Annotated in this window: 14 protein-coding genes; 1 reads left to right on the top strand and 13 read right to left on the bottom strand. The window is 62.0% G+C overall.

Annotated features, from left to right (window positions below):
- Nucleotides 1–87 precede the first annotated feature (87 nt).
- Nucleotides 88–3057 carry a bifunctional [glutamine synthetase] adenylyltransferase/[glutamine synthetase]-adenylyl-L-tyrosine phosphorylase gene (locus WA845_RS00465; RefSeq protein ID WP_004440818.1) on the bottom strand — a complete coding sequence of 990 codons (2970 nt, stop codon included), beginning with the start codon at nt 3055–3057 and terminating at the stop codon, nt 88–90.
- Nucleotides 3058–3374: 317 nt separating this feature from the next.
- Between WA845_RS00465 and WA845_RS00470 the strand changes: the two genes are divergently transcribed.
- A complete protein-coding gene (locus WA845_RS00470) occupies nt 3375–4238 on the top strand; it encodes a MipA/OmpV family protein (RefSeq protein ID WP_072494207.1) in 864 nt (287 codons plus the stop codon).
- A 60-nt stretch (nt 4239–4298) separates the two neighbouring features.
- Here WA845_RS00470 and WA845_RS00475 read toward each other — a convergent pair whose 3' ends face one another.
- The 12 genes from WA845_RS00475 to WA845_RS00530 form a co-directional block, all read right to left on the bottom strand.
- Entirely contained in the window at nt 4299–5708 is a 1410-nt protein-coding gene (locus tag WA845_RS00475; protein WP_048902668.1) for a sensor histidine kinase, read from the bottom strand.
- Between the two features lie 9 nt (nt 5709–5717).
- Nucleotides 5718–6476, bottom strand: a complete 759-nt coding sequence (locus tag WA845_RS00480) for a response regulator transcription factor (protein WP_004440811.1) — start codon at nt 6474–6476, stop codon at nt 5718–5720.
- A 270-nt stretch (nt 6477–6746) separates the two neighbouring features.
- Nucleotides 6747–8300, bottom strand: coding sequence for a Do family serine endopeptidase (locus WA845_RS00485; protein ID WP_112553537.1), 1554 nt, complete (start codon nt 8298–8300; stop codon nt 6747–6749).
- 153 nt (nt 8301–8453) lie between these two features.
- A complete protein-coding gene (locus WA845_RS00490; RefSeq protein ID WP_034495871.1) occupies nt 8454–8909 on the bottom strand; it encodes a cytochrome c-type biogenesis protein in 456 nt (151 codons plus the stop codon).
- A gap of 185 nt (nt 8910–9094) precedes the next feature.
- Complete coding sequence (locus WA845_RS00495) at nt 9095–11086, bottom strand: heme lyase CcmF/NrfE family subunit (RefSeq protein ID WP_004440801.1); 1992 nt, start codon at nt 11084–11086, stop codon at nt 9095–9097.
- The gene (gene ccmE / locus WA845_RS00500; protein ID WP_004440798.1) at nt 11083–11595 is read right to left on the bottom strand and encodes a cytochrome c maturation protein CcmE; all 513 of its coding nucleotides are present in this window, start codon (nt 11593–11595) and stop codon (nt 11083–11085) included. Before ccmE ends, WA845_RS00495 begins: the two co-directional genes overlap by 4 nt.
- Nucleotides 11592–12755, bottom strand: a complete 1164-nt coding sequence (ccmI, locus tag WA845_RS00505; RefSeq protein ID WP_162719127.1) for a c-type cytochrome biogenesis protein CcmI — start codon at nt 12753–12755, stop codon at nt 11592–11594. Before ccmI ends, ccmE begins: the two co-directional genes overlap by 4 nt.
- Nucleotides 12756–12915: 160 nt before the next feature.
- Nucleotides 12916–13344 carry a membrane protein gene (locus WA845_RS00510; RefSeq protein ID WP_037091716.1) on the bottom strand — a complete coding sequence of 143 codons (429 nt, stop codon included), beginning with the start codon at nt 13342–13344 and terminating at the stop codon, nt 12916–12918.
- Between the two features lie 104 nt (nt 13345–13448).
- A complete protein-coding gene (locus WA845_RS00515) occupies nt 13449–14849 on the bottom strand; it encodes a sensor histidine kinase (RefSeq protein ID WP_004440792.1) in 1401 nt (466 codons plus the stop codon).
- Nucleotides 14839–15510 carry a response regulator transcription factor gene (locus tag WA845_RS00520; RefSeq protein ID WP_003509815.1) on the bottom strand — a complete coding sequence of 224 codons (672 nt, stop codon included), beginning with the start codon at nt 15508–15510 and terminating at the stop codon, nt 14839–14841. Before WA845_RS00520 ends, WA845_RS00515 begins: the two co-directional genes overlap by 11 nt.
- A 91-nt stretch (nt 15511–15601) precedes the next feature.
- Nucleotides 15602–15856, bottom strand: a complete 255-nt coding sequence (locus WA845_RS00525) for a hypothetical protein (protein ID WP_003497070.1) — start codon at nt 15854–15856, stop codon at nt 15602–15604.
- 140 nt (nt 15857–15996) lie between these two features.
- Nucleotides 15997–16203 carry a hypothetical protein gene (locus WA845_RS00530; protein ID WP_004440775.1) on the bottom strand — a complete coding sequence of 69 codons (207 nt, stop codon included), beginning with the start codon at nt 16201–16203 and terminating at the stop codon, nt 15997–15999.
- Between the last annotated feature and the right edge of the window lie 12 nt (nt 16204–16215).

A 16215-nucleotide genomic window follows, 5' to 3' on the forward strand; every position in this document is an offset into this window, starting at 1 on the left:
AAGTGGCGATAGCGCATCTTGCCGATCTCCCTCCTTGTGGGGGAGATGCCCGGCAGGGCAGAGGGGGGTAAGCCACACCCACCGACATCACCCCCCATTCTTCACCACCGCCACAAACGCCTTCCGCACCGCCTTCGCCAGCCGCTTCACCTCTCCCTCCAGCGTCGGAATGTCAGGGCAATCCCCCGCTCGGCACACGAGATCAGTGAGGCCCGCCGGCGCTTCCTTCGGATTGAACGTGCCGTCGATGCACAGCCTTACGATCTGCGATATCTCGGTATAAAGCCCCATCGCCGCCATGCAGTCATCGAAGGCCTGCGGCTCCATCACCGGAGCGGCGAGCGCCTGAAGCGCCTCGGCCGTGTTGCGCCCCGGTTCGTGCGCGGCAAGCCCCTTCGCAGGCCCTACCAGCGCCAGATATTGGGCGATGAATTCGAGATCGATCAGGCCGCCATTGATGAGTTTGAAGTCCCAATTATTTTCCGGCGGTTTTTCCTGCTCGATGAGGCTGCGCATTTCCAGCACATCGGCCGAGACCTTGGCCACATCCCGCTTTTGCGACAGGACGGAAGCAATGATGCGGCGCGCATCTTCCATCAGCGAGGCATCGCCGCAGATCAGGCGGGCGCGCGACAGCGCCATATGTTCCCAGGTCCAGGCCTCCTCACGCTGGTATTTTTCGAAGGCGGAAATGCGGGTCGCCACCGGCCCCTTGTTGCCGGAGGGGCGAAGCCGCATGTCGACCTCGTAAAGCACGCCTTCTGCCGTGGGGGCCGACAGGGCGGCAATCAACCGCTGGGTCACGCGGGTGAAATAACGCACCACATCGAGCGGTTTTGCGCCGGTCGATTCATGGGCGGCATCATCATAATCGTAAAGCAGGATGAGATCGACATCCGATCCGGCCGTCAGTTCGAAGGAGCCGAGCTTGCCCATTCCCATCACGGCGACACGGCCGCCGGGATAGGGCCCATGTGCCGCCTCCATCTCCGCCAGCACCGCATTCAACGCCGCCTCGATCACCAGATCGGCAAGATGGGTGAAAGCACGGGCGGCGACTTCGCCACGGATCGCGCCGGTCAGAAGCCTGACGCCGATGAGGAAGCGCTGCTCGGCGGCAAAGATGCGCAGCCGGTCGAGAATATCCTCGTAATGGCGGGCATTGGAGAGGAAACTGCCCATGCGGTGGGCGAGATAATCGCGTGTCGGGATGTCGCTCATCAAAGCCGGGTCCAGCATGCCGTCAAAGACATGCGGGCGGGCGGCGATGATTTCGGCCAGACGCGGCGCGGAGGACATGATCGTTACCAGCAGGTCGAGCAGCGCCGGGTTGTTGCCGAGCAGCGAGAAAAGCTGGATGCCTGCCGGCAGGCCGGAGAGGAAATTGTCGAAGCGCAGCAGCGCCTCGTCGGCCCGCTTGCTCTCACCAAAGGCGCGCAGCAGGTCCGGCGTCAATTCCGTCAGCCGCTCGCGGGCCTCGACCGACTGCGTCGCCCGGTAGCGGCCATTGTGCCAGGTGCGGATGACGCGGGAGATATCCTCCGGCCGCTCGAAACCGAGGGCGGAGAGCGTCTTTAACGTATCGGGATCGTCCTTCTGACCGGTGAACACCAGATTGCCGGCCTCGCCTGACAGTTTCACTTCCTGTTCGAACAGCGCCGAATAACGCCGCTCCACCAGCCGCAGCACCTCTTCCAGCTTTTCCGAGAAGGCCTTGGTATCCTCGAAACCCAGCATGAAGGCGATGCGCTTCAGTTCGGCTTCGGTATCGGGCAGCACATGGGTCTGCTCATCGCGCACCATCTGGATGCGATGTTCCACCTCGCGAAGGAACCAATAGGCATCCGTCAGGCTGTCACGGGTCTCGGCGTCGATCCATTTCGCCTCGGTCAGCGCCGCCAGCGCCTCCTGCGTTGCGCGCACCCGCAGCGCCGGCATTCGGCCGCCGGCGATCAGCTGCTGCGTCTGGGCGAAAAACTCGATCTCGCGGATGCCGCCGCGCCCGAGCTTGACATTGTGGCCCTTCACCGCAATCGCGCCGTGGCCCTTATGGGCGTGGATCTGCCGCTTGATGGAATGAATATCGGCAATCGCCGCATAATCGAGATATTTGCGGAAGATGAAGGGCGTGAGCTCGCGCAGGAAATTCTCACCCGCCTTGATATCGCCCGCCACCGGCCGTGCCTTGATATAGGCAGCGCGTTCCCAGTTCTGGCCCCTGCCCTCGTAATAAAGCAGGGCCGCTTCCACGGGGATGGCGAGCGGTGTGGAGCCCGGGTCTGGCCGCAGCCGCAGATCGGTGCGGAAGACATAACCATCGGCCGTGCGCTCCTGCATGATGCGGACCAGACGGCGCATCATACGTCCGAAATTCTCCGTCGCGTCATAGGGGTCGTCCATGATCCCGGCGGAGGGTTCGAAAAACACTACGGCGTCGATATCGGAGGAATAGTTGAGTTCGCGGGCACCGAGCTTACCCATGCCGAGCACGATGAGGCCCGATCCTTCGCTGGGGGCGGCAACATCCTTCAGTTTCAGCTTGCCACTCTCATGGGCCGACAGCAGAAGATGATCGATGGCAGCGGAGAGTGCTGCATCCGCCATGTCGCTCAGCCAGCGGGTCGTGTCACGCGCAGTGAAGATTCGGGCGAGATCGGCAAGTGCCGCGACGAAGGAGAGCCGCCGTTTGGCGATCCGGAGCCTCGACATTACCTCGTTTTCGCTCGGTATGCCGCCGTCCTCTCCCGGTTTCCAGCAATCGCGCGCCTGACGCACGAGATCGGCGAGCAGTGGCTCCAGAGGTTTTGAAATGGCCAGTGACAACAGCCCCTCATCGGCCGCCGCCATGTCGCGCAGGTAGGGGGAGAGCGTGAAGGCCGCGGCGACGAAGTCTTTCAGGGCGCTTTCGTCGGCAAGCAGCGCGGCCACCGCCGGCTCGCTTCTGCCGATGTCTTTCAGAGTGGAGAGCACGGATTTCAGCTCGGTCTGCGTATAGGGGCGGATCACGCCCGCCAGCACGTCGTTCAGCCGCCTTTCGGCGCTTTCCGGTTTCGTCAATGCTTCTCTCCCTCTCCCGAGCCCATTTGTCCTTCGGCCATACCGGATTTTCAGGACGGGCCGCTCTCCCACGGTAGCCATCCTGCCGTTGCATCACCGAAGCCTGCAGGCACATATCACCTGCGTTGTAACAAATGCGGCGCGCTTTGCGATCAGGAAAACCGCTTTTGCCGAATTTTCCGAAACCCTGCTGGCGCGACCGCGGTTTCGGCGGCGCATCGCAATGCCGCGTAATGTCTCCGCAATTGTGCCCACGTAGCGTTCTCCTCAACGAAACCCGACTCCCCGGTTTTCAAACACGCGGTGCTGCAACGGATATGATCATGAAACAGATTTTTACAATGAAATGGCAAAAGAGCCTGTGCGCCATGGCGCTTTGCCTGACGGCGCTGCCGGTGGCACAAGCGGTCTACGCGCCGGTTTTCGCCGCCGATATCGGGAAATCGGACCGCATTGCCGATCCGCAGACCGGTTTCGATAATTCCCGCTACAGCAGTTCCAGCGACTGGAAAATCACGCTCGGTGTCGGCGCCGCCTATGCCCCGAAATATGAGGGGTCGGACAAGCTGGAGGCCGGCGCCGTGCCGCTGGTCTCCGTCGCCTATGGGGACATGTTGAGCATCGATTTCAGCGGCGTCACCGTCAACCTGCTGAACAGCAACGGCTTCCGGCTGGGAGTGAAAGGCGGCTGGGAGCCCGGGCGCAAGGAAAAGGACGACAGGAAAAACCTGCGCGGGATGGGCGATATCAAGGCGGGCGGCGTCATTGGCGGCGTTATCGCCTATGACGCTGAACCCTTCGAAATCTACGCCAAGGTCGACAAGACCATCAATGGCAGCGAGGGCCTGACAGCCTCGATCGGCGCGAGCGTTTCCCATAAGGTCGACCAGTTCATCCTCGGAGCGGACCTCTCCGCCACCTGGGCTGACGACAAGCACATGAAATCCTATTTCGGTGTGACCTCGGCGCAATCCGCCCGTTCGGGCCTGCGTCGCTTCGACGCCAAATCCGGCTTCAAGCGCGTCGACGCCAGCGCTTCCGTCACCTACCTGATGACCGAGAACTGGTCGATCACCGGCACCGGAGGCGTCGGTTTCCTGCTGGGCGATGCCAAGGACAGCCCGCTGTCCAAAAAAGATATCCAGCCGTTTGCGATGGTAGGCCTGGCCTACACATTCTAACGCGAGGATTGTCGTCTGGCGGGGCACAACTCCCCGCCGGAATACACTCGCCGGCTCTCTTCAGCGGCCATTGTCTGGAAAAACCATGGAGACTGTCAGCCCCGGGCAGGCGGTGTTGGAAGCGTCGGTGTCCGAAAGCTCCAGCGACCCGCCATGCAGTTCCATCACCGCTTCTACCAGCGACAGGCCAAGGCCCGTGCCGGGCTTGGAGCGGCTTTCATCCAGCCGCACGAAGCGTTTCAGCACCTCGCCGCGCTTGTCGGCAGGAATACCGGGACCATTATCGGCAACGGAAAGCAGGATTGCGCCAGGGGCCTTTGCCAGACGAACGACGAGTTTTTTGTCACCCTCGCCTTCGCAGGCATATTTCATGGCGTTGTCTATCAGGTTTGAAAGCGCCTGGCCGATCAATTCACGGTTGCCCTTGACGATGAGGCCCTGTTCGATTTCGGTTTCCAGCGCGAGCCCCGCATCCTCGGCCACCGGCTCGTAGAGTTCGGCGCTGTCTTCGGCAATCGCCGAGACGTCCACTTCAGTCATTTCGGCGGCGATGGAACCGGCCTCGACACGGGAAATCATCAGCAGCGCATTGAAAGTGCGGATGAGCTGGTCGGACTCGGCGATAATGCCTTCAAGGGCTGCGCGGCGTTTCGTTTCGTCATCATCGTCCAGTGCCGCGGCGGCCTTGTTGCGCAGGCGCGTCAGCGGCGTCTTCAGGTCATGGGCGATATTGTCGGAAACCTGCCGTAGGCCTTCATTCAGCTTCTCGATGCGGCCAAGCATGGCGTTAAGCGAGCCGGACAGCCTGTCGAACTCATCGCCGGAGCGGCCCTGCGGCAGACGCTGCGAAAGGTCGCCGGCCATGATCTTCTTGGTTGCCGCCGACATGCGGTCGATTCGTTTCAGTGCATTGCGGCCGATGCCGAACCAGATCAGCAGGGCGCCGCCGCTCATGATGGCGAGCGCCACCATCAGGGCATTACGCACCAGGGCGCGGAATTTGGTCGGCTCGCCGAGGTCGCGGCCGATCAGGATGCGCAGCCCGTTGTCCAGAACGAAAACATTGGCCGTGGCAAGATGCTGCACGCTGTCGCCGCTCTCGGAATAACGCTCATAACGGAAGGGAAAGCCGGTCCAGCCTTCCTTGTCGAAAACACCGGGCTGCACGGAGGCGACGTTGCCGGCCAGAATTTCACCATTCGGTCCGGCGATGATGTAAAGGCTCGCTCCCGGCTGGCGGGCACGGCGCTCCATCATCCTCAGCAGCGGATTGATACCGCCGCGATTATAGATGCGCTGCACATCCGAGACTTCCTGCAGCACAGCGTCACGCGTCTGCTGGTTCAGCAGCCTTTCGGAAAGCGCAGTGACATAAAAAACAAGGAACGCCGCGCAGAGCGCAAACAGCAGGATATAGAGCGCCGAAAGGCGCACCGCTGTCGACCTGAACAATATTCTGAGGCGGGCCATTTTCGGCAATCAGCCCTCGTCCTTCATCATGTAGCCCGCGCCGCGAATGGTCTTCAGCAGCGGCTTCTCGAAGTCCTTCTCGATCTTCGAGCGCAGGCGGGAAACATGCACGTCGATGACATTGGTCTGCGGATCGAAATGGTAATCCCAGACATTTTCGAGAAGCATCGTGCGGGTCACCACCTGACCGGCATTCTTCATCAGATACTCCAGCAGGCGAAATTCGCGCGGCTGAAGGAGGATTTCCTTGCCACCCCGGCGCACATCGTGGGACAGGCGGTCCAACTCGAGATCGCCGACGCGATAGATCATGTCCTGCTCGGGCTTGCCCTTGCGTCGGCCAAGCACTTCGATACGGGCGAGCAGTTCGGAGAAGGCATAGGGTTTCGGCAGATAATCGTCACCGCCGGCACGCAGGCCGGTCACGCGGTCATCCACCTGCCCCAGCGCTGAAAGGATAAGAACCGGCGTCTCGATGCCGCGGCGGCGCAGTTCGCTGATGACGGAAAGCCCGTCGCGGCGCGGCAACATGCGGTCGATCACCATGACGTCGTAGACATTCTCGCAGCCCATGAACAGGCCGCTTTCACCATCGCTGGCGTGGTCGGCGACGATCCCGGCTTCGCGGAACGCCTTGGTCATATAGGCCGCAGCCTCGAGGTCGTCTTCAATGACAAGAATCTTCATGTGCGGGACAATAGCGCCCTCGCCCTTTTCCGCACAACCGGAAACAGATGCGACAGACATTTCCTGAACCTTGTTTTCCATGAGGTTTCCTCCGCGATACTGCCCGGACCGGCGTTGCGGGTCCTTTCTTCTCCCAGCAGGGGAGAAGGTGGCCCGACGGGTCGGATGAGGGGGCAAGCGCGCAGTCTATCGCTACCCTTGCCCCCTCATCCCGCTGCCGCGACCTTCTCCCCTCGGGGAGAAGAAACAAGTGGCACGCGCTCACTCCATATGTTCTGCCTCGTCCTATAGGCGAGACACATTCCTTAGCGACGCCGGCTCCCGAAAGAACCGGCATCGCCTTTCAGCCTATCAACCCTGGTCGATATCCAGAGCGATGAAGCGGCTGCCGTCATCCGTCTGGATCTGGAACAGCGCCTTGGAGCGTCCGTCCTTTTTCGCCTGCTCGAGGATCTTCTCGATATCGGCGGCGGATGCGACCTGCTGGTTGTTGACCGAGGTGATCTTCTCACCCGTCTTCAGGCCACGGGCAGCGGCATCGCTGTCAGGGTCGACATCGGTGATGGCAAGCCCGTTGCCGTCATCGGCGGGGGCCACCGTCAGGCCGAGGCTGGACAGCACCTTCTCGCTGGAAGACTGACCGCCCTTATCGTCGTTCTGGCTCGGGGTCGCCTTGGAGGCATCGTCGCTGGCGAGATCACCGAGCGTCACCGTGACCGACTGAGACTTGCCACCGCGCCACAGCGAGATTTCCACCTTGCTGTTCGGCGCCATGCCGCCGATGCGGCGTGACAGGTCTCGGGCATCCTTGACGGGTTCGCCGTTGACGGCGGTGATGATGTCACCCTGCTTGATGCCTGCCTTGTCGCCCGGCGAGCCGGACTGCGGCGAAACGACCAGGGCGCCCTTGGCTTCGGAAAGGCCGAGCGATTCGGCGATGTCCTTGCTGACGGGCTGGATCTGCACGCCGAGCCAGCCGCGCTCTACCTTGCCGTCCTTCTGCAGGTCGGCGATCACGTCCTTGGCGACCGATGCCGGAATGGCGAAGGCGATGCCGACATTGCCGCCCGAGGGCGAGAAGATGGCGGTGTTGATGCCAACCACTTCACCGTTGAGGTTGAAGGCGGGACCGCCCGAGTTGCCGCGGTTCACGGCGGCGTCGATCTGCAGGTAGTCGTCATAGGGGCCGGAGCCGATATCACGGCCACGGGCCGAGATAATGCCGGAAGTCACCGTGCCGCCAAGGCCGAAGGGATTGCCAACGGCGACGACCCAGTCACCGACGCGGATCTTGCTGTCATCGGCAAACTGAACGTAGGTGAACTTGCGGTTCACATCGACCTTGAGGAGCGCCAGATCGGTGCGCGGATCGCGGCCGACGAGCTTGGCGTCGAGTTCGGTGCCGTCATTCATCACGATCGTGTAGGCGGAGCCGTCATCGACGACGTGGTTGTTGGTGACGATGTAACCATCTTCGGAAATGAAGAAGCCGGAGCCCTGAGCGACGGGGCGCAGCGGACCCTTGCCGTCACGGTGGCGATTGGGGCCGCGGTCGGAGCGATCCTGGTTCGGGCCGCCGAATTCCTTGAAGAAGCGCTTGAGCGGATGGTCATCCGGAAGCTGGTCAAGGCCACGGCCACCGAAATTAAAGGAGAAATTGCTGGAATCATCGGAAGCGGGCTGCACGTTCGACTGAACGCGAACGGAGACGACGGCGGGCGATACCGCATCGACCACATTGGCGAAGCTCGGAACCTGCGGCGCAGTCACCTCGACGGGGGCCGCAAAAGAGTGGAGGATAGGTGCGGCAATGCCGGTGGAAAGCATCAGCGCCGCAAGGCCGCCAACCGTCGTGGCCTTCAGGGCTGTCTTCAGCGAGGAATGGCCTTTTTGCGAATGAGACATGGTGTACCTTCTTTCTTCATTCAGACTGGAACCCGTGTGACCGGGGAAGCGGTGGATGATGAAGATATAGGAGGCGACACCTTACGGCGAAGTGTCTGAGGAATGAAAAATCCGTAATGTTGAAAAAGAACCGTGGGAAAAAATGAAAAACAGTTATTTTTCAATGAGGTTGCGAATTCTTTCTTCTTCATCCGCGCTCAGTTTTTGTGGCTGTTCAAGGGTGGCGCGGCGACGCGAAAAGACGAAGACGGCGAAAATTCCCACGAGCGTGAGGCCGATGGGTGCGCCCCACAAAAGCACGGTGCGCAGGCTGAGGCGCGGTTTGAGAAGCACGAATTCGCCATAGCGCGACACGACATAATCGATGACCGCCTTGTCGCTGTCACCCTCGACCAGCCGTTCGCGCACCAGAACGCGCAGGTCACGCGCCAGTTCGGCGTTGCTGTCATCGATCGACTGGTTCTGGCATACCATGCAGCGAAGCTGGGAGGTGAGGTTGCGGGCTCGCTGTTCGAGCACGGGGTCCTTGAGGACTTCATCCGGGTTGAAGGCGGAAGCGGGAGATGCTGAGACAAGCACAGCGAAGAGAAGCAGAAAACCCGCCAGCATCCGAGGCAATCCCGAAAGAGTGCGGCGCATTTCTTCTCCCCGCCGGGGAGAAGGTGGCCCGAAGGGTCGGATGAGGGGGACCACGCCAGCCATAACTCTCAGTGTATGCGGCTTCCCCCTCATCGCCTCGCTTTGCTCGGCACTTCTTCCCGTGGGGGAGAAGAAACCTGCCGCACGCTCCACACTCATTCCGCCGCCTCCGGCATTGCAGCCCGCACCGGCTTCGCCTTGCGATTCGGCGCCCCCACTCTCAATCGCCTGTCCGAGAGAGAAATGAACCCGCCCGCCATCATGAACAGCGTGCCGCCCCAGATGCACAGGATGAAGGGTTTCCACCAGATGCGCACCACCATGCCGCCATCCGCCATGGGGTCACCAAGCGAGACATAGAGCTGGCTGAGACCGAAGGTCAGGATGCCGGCTTCCGTCGTCGGCATGCGCCGGGCCGTGTAAAGCCGCTTGGACGACCAGACATCCGCAACTTCCACGCCTGCCTTGCGCACGGTGAAATGGCCGCGATCCTCGGTGAAGTTCGGTCCGACGGCGTGGCGGATGCCGTCGAAGGTCAGGCTGTAGCCGCCCGCTTCCGCCGCCATGCCCTCTTTCATTTCCAGCACCGTCTCGGTCTCATAGGTGGTGACGATGACGATGCCGAGAACGGTGATTCCAAGACCCATATGCGCCAGCGCCGTGCCGAAGGCCGAGCGCGGCAGGCCTTTGAGGCGGCGAAACGCAATACCGAAAGCGAGCTTGCCGAAATTGGCGCGATACCAGAGATCGGCAAATGCGCCGAGGATCAGCCAGAAACCGGCAGCGATGCCGAGTGCGGCCAGTACCGGGCCGCCATTTTCAATGTACCAGAGCGTCAGTCCCGCCAGAGCGGCGAGCGCTGCCGCCACATAGAGCCGCTGGAATGCGCCCAGGAGATCGCCGCGTTTCCAGGCGAGCATCGGCCCAAACGGGGTGACGATCAGGATCGGGATCATCAGGAGGCCGAAGGTGAGATTGAAGAAAGGCGCACCGACCGAGATTTTTTCGCCTGTCAGCGTTTCCAGAATGAGCGGATAGAGCGTGCCGATCAGCACGGTCGCGGTGGAGACCGTCAGGATCAGGTTGTTGAGAACCAGCGATCCCTCACGCGAAATCGGCGCAAATAGCCCGCCGGCTTTGAGCGACGGCGCACGCCATGCAAAGAGCGCGAAGGCGCCGCCGATGAAGACGGTCAGAATGCCGAGAATGAAGATGCCGCGGCTCGGATCGGTGGCGAAGGCATGCACGGAGGTGAGAACACCGGAGCGAACGAGGAAGGTGCCGAGCAGCGAGAGCGAAAAGGTCATGATCGCCAGAAGCACGGTCCAGATTTTCAGCGCCTCGCGCTTTTCCATGACCAGCGCCGAATGCAGCAGCGCGGTGCCGGCAAGCCACGGCATGAAGGAGGCGTTTTCCACCGGGTCCCAGAACCACCAGCCGCCCCAGCCGAGTTCGTAATAGGCCCAGTAGGAACCCATGGAGATGCCGGCGGTCAGGAAGGTCCAGGCGGCGAGCGTCCATGGCCGCACCCACCGCGCCCAGGCGGCATCGATACGGCCTTCCAGCAATGCGGCAACGGCGAAGGAGAAGCAGACGGAAAAGCCGACATAACCGAGGTAAAGCAGCGGTGGATGAATGGCGAGGCCGAAATCCTGAAGGATGGGGTTCAGATCCTGCCCTTCGGCCGGCACCGGCTCCAGCCGCAGAAACGGATTGGAGGTGAGCAGGATGAACAGCAGGAAGGCGACGGAAATCCATGCCTGCACGGCAAGAACATTGGCTTTGAGCGTTTCAGGCAGGTTGCGGCCGAAGGTGGCGACGAGCGCGCTGAAAAACACGAGGATGAGCAGCCAAAGCAGCATGGAGCCCTCGTGATTGCCCCATACACCGGTCAGCTTGTAGATCATCGGCATCAGCGAATGGGAGTTTTCCCAGACGTTGCGCACGGAAAAATCCGAGACGGCATAGGCCCGCGTCAGCGCCGCGAAGGACAAACCAACGAGCAGGAACATCAGCACCGAGCCGAGCGAAGCGATGTCCATCAGCGCCCGGTCGTTGCGGCGCGCGCCGATGACCGGCAGCGTGGACACGATCAGCCCCACGCCAAGCGCCAGCACCAGAACGTAATGGCCGATCTCGTTGATCATTTGGTTGCTCCGGTCTTGTCAGTCGAAGCCGTGCCGGCGGCCGGCGTTGCGGCCGCGGGTTTCTCTCCCTCTGCGCCTTGCTGCCACAGACCCTTGTCCTTCAGCCGGTCGGCAACTTCCTTCGGCATGTAGTTCTCGTCGTGTTTGGCAAGCACGCTGTCGGCCACGAAACCGTGGGTCGCGGCATCGAACATGCCTTCGGTCACCACGCCCTGCCCTTCGCGGAAGAGATCGGGCAGGATGCCGGTATAGCTGACCGGCACGGTCGCTTCGCCATCCGTCACCGTGAAGCTCACCGTGCGGCCCTCGCCGCGCTTGATCGACCCTTCCGCCACCAGCCCGCCAAGGCGGATGCGCGTGCCGGGGTTGACGGGCGTTTTTTCCAGATCGGCCGGCATGTAGAAATAGGCGATGGACTGGCCGAAGGCGAACATGACCAGCAGCACGGCCGCCACGATGAAGCTCATGCCGCCGCCGATGATCGCGAGTCGTTTCTGTTTGCGGGTCATTGTGTCACTCCCTGCGGCGCGGCATCGTGTTTCCCGTTCATGCGGATCGGTCCGGCGGAAACGCCGAGTTGCTTCGCCAGCGCCAGAAGCTGCCTGCCCTGCTCACCCTCCGGCGGAAAAGCTTTCAGCCCCGCCCGCAGCGCCTCTCCGGCCTTGGCTTCGTTCTTCAGCACAGAATAGGCACGCACGAGCCGCATCCACCCTTCGAAATCGGCCGGGTTATCCTTCAGCTTGGCGTCGAGGCTCGCCACCATACCTTCAATCATCGCCTGCCGGTCGGTCGCCGTCATGTCTTTTGCCGCCGCCATGTCCTCGGTCGTCGGGCCGGGTGCGGCAGGCTTCGTTTCGCCGCCAGTCCGGGCAATATGCTCGCGCACCAGGGGCAGCCATGGCGCGCCAGCCGGGGCGTCTGCCGCCAGCTGAGTGAAGGCCGCGCGTGCTTCCTCCGCCTTGCCGGCCTGTTCCAGCGACAGCGCGAGATAGAAGCGGGCACGCGGGTTGCCGGGTTTCAGCTTTTCCGCCTCGGCAAATGCATCCCGCGCCGCCTCGATGACGATACCGTCATTGCCGGCCACCAGCGTTTCGCCAAGGCCCGTCAATCGTTCGGCGCTCGGGCCCAGAATGCGAAGCGCATTGCGATAGGCGAGCTCGGCGTCGCCAAGCCGCTGCATCTTGAAATAGATCGGCGCCAGAATGTCCCAGCCCGCGCCATCATCCGGGTTCTGCGCCAGATGCCTTTCGGCCCTTGCGACCAGCAGATTCATGTCGTTGCCGGGCTTTTCAAGGCGTGCCTCGAGCGGCATGTCCGGCACCTCCGGACTGCCGTTCCAGATGTAGAGACAGAGACCCAGCGCCGGCAACAGAATGGTGATCAGGCTGGCGGCGAGATTGTGCCGGCGCGGCCGGGTTTCCTTGCCGGGTTGCTCCTCCGCTTCGGCGGCGGCAAGCAGACGGCGGCCGATTTCGGCGCGGGCATAATCCGCCTCGGTCTGCCCGATCAGGCCGGCGGCGCGTTCGCGGTCCAGTTCGGCCAGCTGGTCACGATAAACGGCAACCTCACCGTCACGGCGCGTCTGCGGCGCCTCGGTCTTCCGCATCAGCGGGTACATCAGGACGATGGCAACAGCCGCCGTCAATATCGCAACGACAATCCAGAACATAAGGCTCAATTACTCGAATGCGCGGCACATGGAAACATGAAGCGCAGGGATGACGCGAATTTGAGACATCACGCCGCACCGCAGGCCCCTCCCCCGGCTGCACCGCCATGCCTCTCTTGTCATCGCAAAGGGCCCGTGACCTTGATTTGCGTCAAACCGGTTATGTCAGCGGCGACCAGCTTCCATCGGCATTGCGGCAGGCTGCGCCACGCGCCCGGGTTTCGCGTCCGTCTACCGTCAGGGTGTGCGAATATTGCCGGCAGTTCTGGTTGCCAACCTGATAGGGCGCATTGGCGACCACCTGGCCCCTGGCGTCATCGCCCGTCCAGGTGACAGGCGTGCCGACCGGGGCCGTTTCCAGCGCCTTATATTCGGCCTCCAGCGCCTTTGTCTGGTCACCCCTGTCAAGCTGCACGCCGCTTCGCCCGACAATACCGCCTTCCAGATTGGCAAGGAAGGGCGTGGAGGGCTGTGACGAACGGCCGAAAAGACCGCCGCCTGCCGGGCGGGTGCCCGTGGTGGTGCAGGCGCTCAGCATGGAAACGCACAGGATCGAGAGAAGTGCCGGGCGTGACACCAGCGAACGCATCGTCACGGAGCGGCAGCCATCATACACGTCAACCAAACCCTGTCCTCTTTCCTACCGCATTGCATCAATATACCAGCGTTGAATTTCTTGCCTTTTTTCTCGGCTCACGCAAGCTCTTTCGAAAGGCCGGGCAAAATCAGATCTGCCTTCAACCCGCCGATGGCGCTGCGCGACAGCGAAAAGCGGCCATGGTACTCTGACACCACCTCTGAAACGATCGACAATCCGAGGCCCGTGCCGGGGCGGCTCTCATCCAATCGCCGCCCACGCTTCATCGCTTCGCTGATCTGTTCCGGCTCAAGCCCCGGCCCATCATCCTCCACCGTCAGCTCCACCCAGGCGCGACGGGCGATTTCGGCGTCGGAGGATGGGTGCGTACCGGTCGCCAGCGTAATGACCACACGCGTCTGTGCAAAACGCGCGGCATTTTCGAGAAGATTGCCGACGACCTCTTCCAGATCCTGCTGCTCCATGCCGAGTACCGCGCCGGGTTGCTCGAAATTCAGCACGAACTGCTTGTCAGGGTTCAGGCGGCGCATGACGCGCACCAGCCGTTCCAGCGCCGGTTCGGCCTCCACGCGGGCAAGGATGGAGCCGCGCTGGGCGGCGATGCGGGCGCGGGAGAGATAGGATTGCACCTGCGCCTGCATGGCGTCCGCCTGCGCCCGCACCAGATCGCCGTGCTGCGGATCGAGCGTGCGGGCTTCGTTCAGGAGAACGGCAATCGGCGTCTTCAGTGAATGGGCGAGATTGCCGACCTGCATGCGCGCGCGCTCCACAAGCCTTCGGTTGCTATCGATCAGTGCGTTGACCTCGTTGGCGAGCGGCTGAATTTCGCGCGGGAATTCGCCTTCGAGGCTTTCCGCCTCTCCGCCCCTGATCTTGCCAAGTGCGACGCGAGCCTGATCGAGCGGCCGCAGACTGTAGAGAATGGCAAGACCATTGACGACAAGACTTCCGACACCAAAAACGGCAAGCGCCAGATAGAGGCTGTTGGAGAAGTCCCGCACATCGTCTTCCACGACGTTCAGATTGCCGGAGACACGGAAACGCGCTGCACGCCCCTCGCCATCCAGCACGACTTCGGTTTCCGCCACCCGCACCTGATTGCCGGCCTCGTCGGTGACGGCATAAAAGCGCTCGTAGCGGTTGTCGAAGGGGGCGTCGAGAATGCTCGGCACCGGAAGGGTGGAAACGCCGAGCGAGGAAGAGACCAGCGGCGCGGTCTGGAAATTTCCGAGCGGCTCGACAACCCAGTACCAGCCGGTATCGGGCTGCGAAAAGCGCAGATCGCCAAGCTGCGGGCTGCCGGCCAACGTATTTTCGTTGGAAATCGTCACGGAATTGATGACGTTATAGAGCTGTGCCCTGAGAAGATCGGTGAAGCTGCGCTCCACGCCCTGGCGGTAAAGCGTCGAGATCACGACGGCGATCACCACCAGCGCCAGCACCGACCAGAGCGAGGCGAGCAGCAGGACGCGGGCGGTGAGAGAATTACTTCGCATCTGCCGGCGCTTGCATCCGGTAACCGAGACCACGGATCGTCTCGATCAGATCAACCCCGAGCTTCTTGCGAAGACGTCCGACAAATACCTCGATCGTGTTGGAATCGCGGTCGAAATCCTGATCGTACATATGCTCGACCAGCTCCGTGCGCGATACGACCTCACCCATGTGATGCATGAGATAGGACAGGAGCCGGAACTCGTGCGAGGTGAGTTTCAGCGTCGTGCCGTTGACGGTCGCCTTGGAGGACTTTGTGTCGAGCCGGACCGGGCCACAGACGAGTTCGGAAGAAGCGTGGCCGGCTGCGCGGCGGATGAGCGCGCGCACACGGGCAAGAACTTCCTCGACATGGAAAGGCTTCGTCACATAGTCATCGGCGCCGGCGTCGATGCCCGCCACCTTGTCGCTCCAGCGGTCGCGGGCGGTCAGGATGAGAACAGGCATGGCCTTTCCGGCCGCGCGCCATTTTTCGACGACGGTGATGCCATCGAGTTGCGGCAGGCCGATATCAAGAACGATGGCGTCATAGGGCTCGGTGTCACCGAGATAATGGCCTTCCTCGCCGTCGAATGCCTGATCGACGACATAACCGGCCTCCTTGAGAGCATCGGTCAGCTGACGATTGAGATTGGCATCGTCCTCAACAACGAGAATACGCATTGTCCGCCCTTTCCTGTTCCCGGCCCGCGTGCGTGGCCGGTCATGCTAGATGTCTCGGATCGTTTTCCGATATTTCGGCGATGCGGGCAAGCTACATCGGCACGCGCATCGTCACCTTGCGCGGGCGCTCGCCATTTCCCTGGACGAGAACGGTGACGACACAGGACTGACCGTCGCCGGAAGGATAGACAGAAAGAAGCTGGCCGCCGGTTTCGCGTACAACGCGGGCCACGGCCGCGCCGCAGTCGCTGGCAGCGAGAATGTAGTGGCCCTGCAAATCAGCCTCGGGCGCCGTGAAACCGGAAAGCCCGGCTGCAAGCGTCGCGATGATGAGAGGTGATGCCATTCTACAAACTTCCACAAAAAAAACGGGTGCGTCTTGAACCGTATTGTGACCGAATATGTAGCGCAAAGCGTCTGAATGGCAAATGAATGCCGCCCCCGCAGCGGGAAGACGGAACGGGAGCGGCGCTTGCGCGGGCTGCGTCAGCGGATCGCACGGGTCGCCGAAAGGCGGCCGTAAAGCGCGATGAGACCGCCAATTCCGCCGGCCACGGTCATCAGGCCGTCGGCCAGCTCACCGTGAAGTCCGGCGGGCAGATCAAAGCCGGCAATGGTGAAAAGCGGGGCGAAGACCGCAATCAGCGCGCCCCATATCGTGCGGGATTGATACCACGGTTTGGTACTGTCCATCTTGTCGTCCTT

This window comes from Agrobacterium sp. CMT1 (assembly GCF_037203725.1).
Taxonomy (GTDB): Bacteria; Pseudomonadota; Alphaproteobacteria; order Rhizobiales; family Rhizobiaceae; genus Agrobacterium; species Agrobacterium pusense.

Coding starts and splice junctions, on each gene's coding strand:
- ccmE (WP_004440798.1), bottom strand. CDS start 11,595: ATGACCCGCAAACAGAAACGACTCGCGATCATCGGCGGCGGCATGAGC.
- WA845_RS00490 (WP_034495871.1), bottom strand. CDS start 8,909: ATGCTGGCGGGTTTTCTGCTTCTCTTCGCTGTGCTTGTCTCAGCATCT.
- WA845_RS00475 (WP_048902668.1), bottom strand. CDS start 5,708: ATGGCCCGCCTCAGAATATTGTTCAGGTCGACAGCGGTGCGCCTTTCG.
- WA845_RS00485 (WP_112553537.1), bottom strand. CDS start 8,300: ATGTCTCATTCGCAAAAAGGCCATTCCTCGCTGAAGACAGCCCTGAAG.
- WA845_RS00495 (WP_004440801.1), bottom strand. CDS start 11,086: ATGATCAACGAGATCGGCCATTACGTTCTGGTGCTGGCGCTTGGCGTG.
- ccmI (WP_162719127.1), bottom strand. CDS start 12,755: ATGTTCTGGATTGTCGTTGCGATATTGACGGCGGCTGTTGCCATCGTC.
- WA845_RS00470 (WP_072494207.1), top strand. CDS start 3,375: ATGATCATGAAACAGATTTTTACAATGAAATGGCAAAAGAGCCTGTGC.
- WA845_RS00510 (WP_037091716.1), bottom strand. CDS start 13,344: ATGCGTTCGCTGGTGTCACGCCCGGCACTTCTCTCGATCCTGTGCGTT.
- WA845_RS00480 (WP_004440811.1), bottom strand. CDS start 6,476: ATGGAAAACAAGGTTCAGGAAATGTCTGTCGCATCTGTTTCCGGTTGT.
- WA845_RS00525 (WP_003497070.1), bottom strand. CDS start 15,856: ATGGCATCACCTCTCATCATCGCGACGCTTGCAGCCGGGCTTTCCGGT.
- WA845_RS00530 (WP_004440775.1), bottom strand. CDS start 16,203: ATGGACAGTACCAAACCGTGGTATCAATCCCGCACGATATGGGGCGCG.
- WA845_RS00515 (WP_004440792.1), bottom strand. CDS start 14,849: ATGCGAAGTAATTCTCTCACCGCCCGCGTCCTGCTGCTCGCCTCGCTC.
- WA845_RS00520 (WP_003509815.1), bottom strand. CDS start 15,510: ATGCGTATTCTCGTTGTTGAGGACGATGCCAATCTCAATCGTCAGCTG.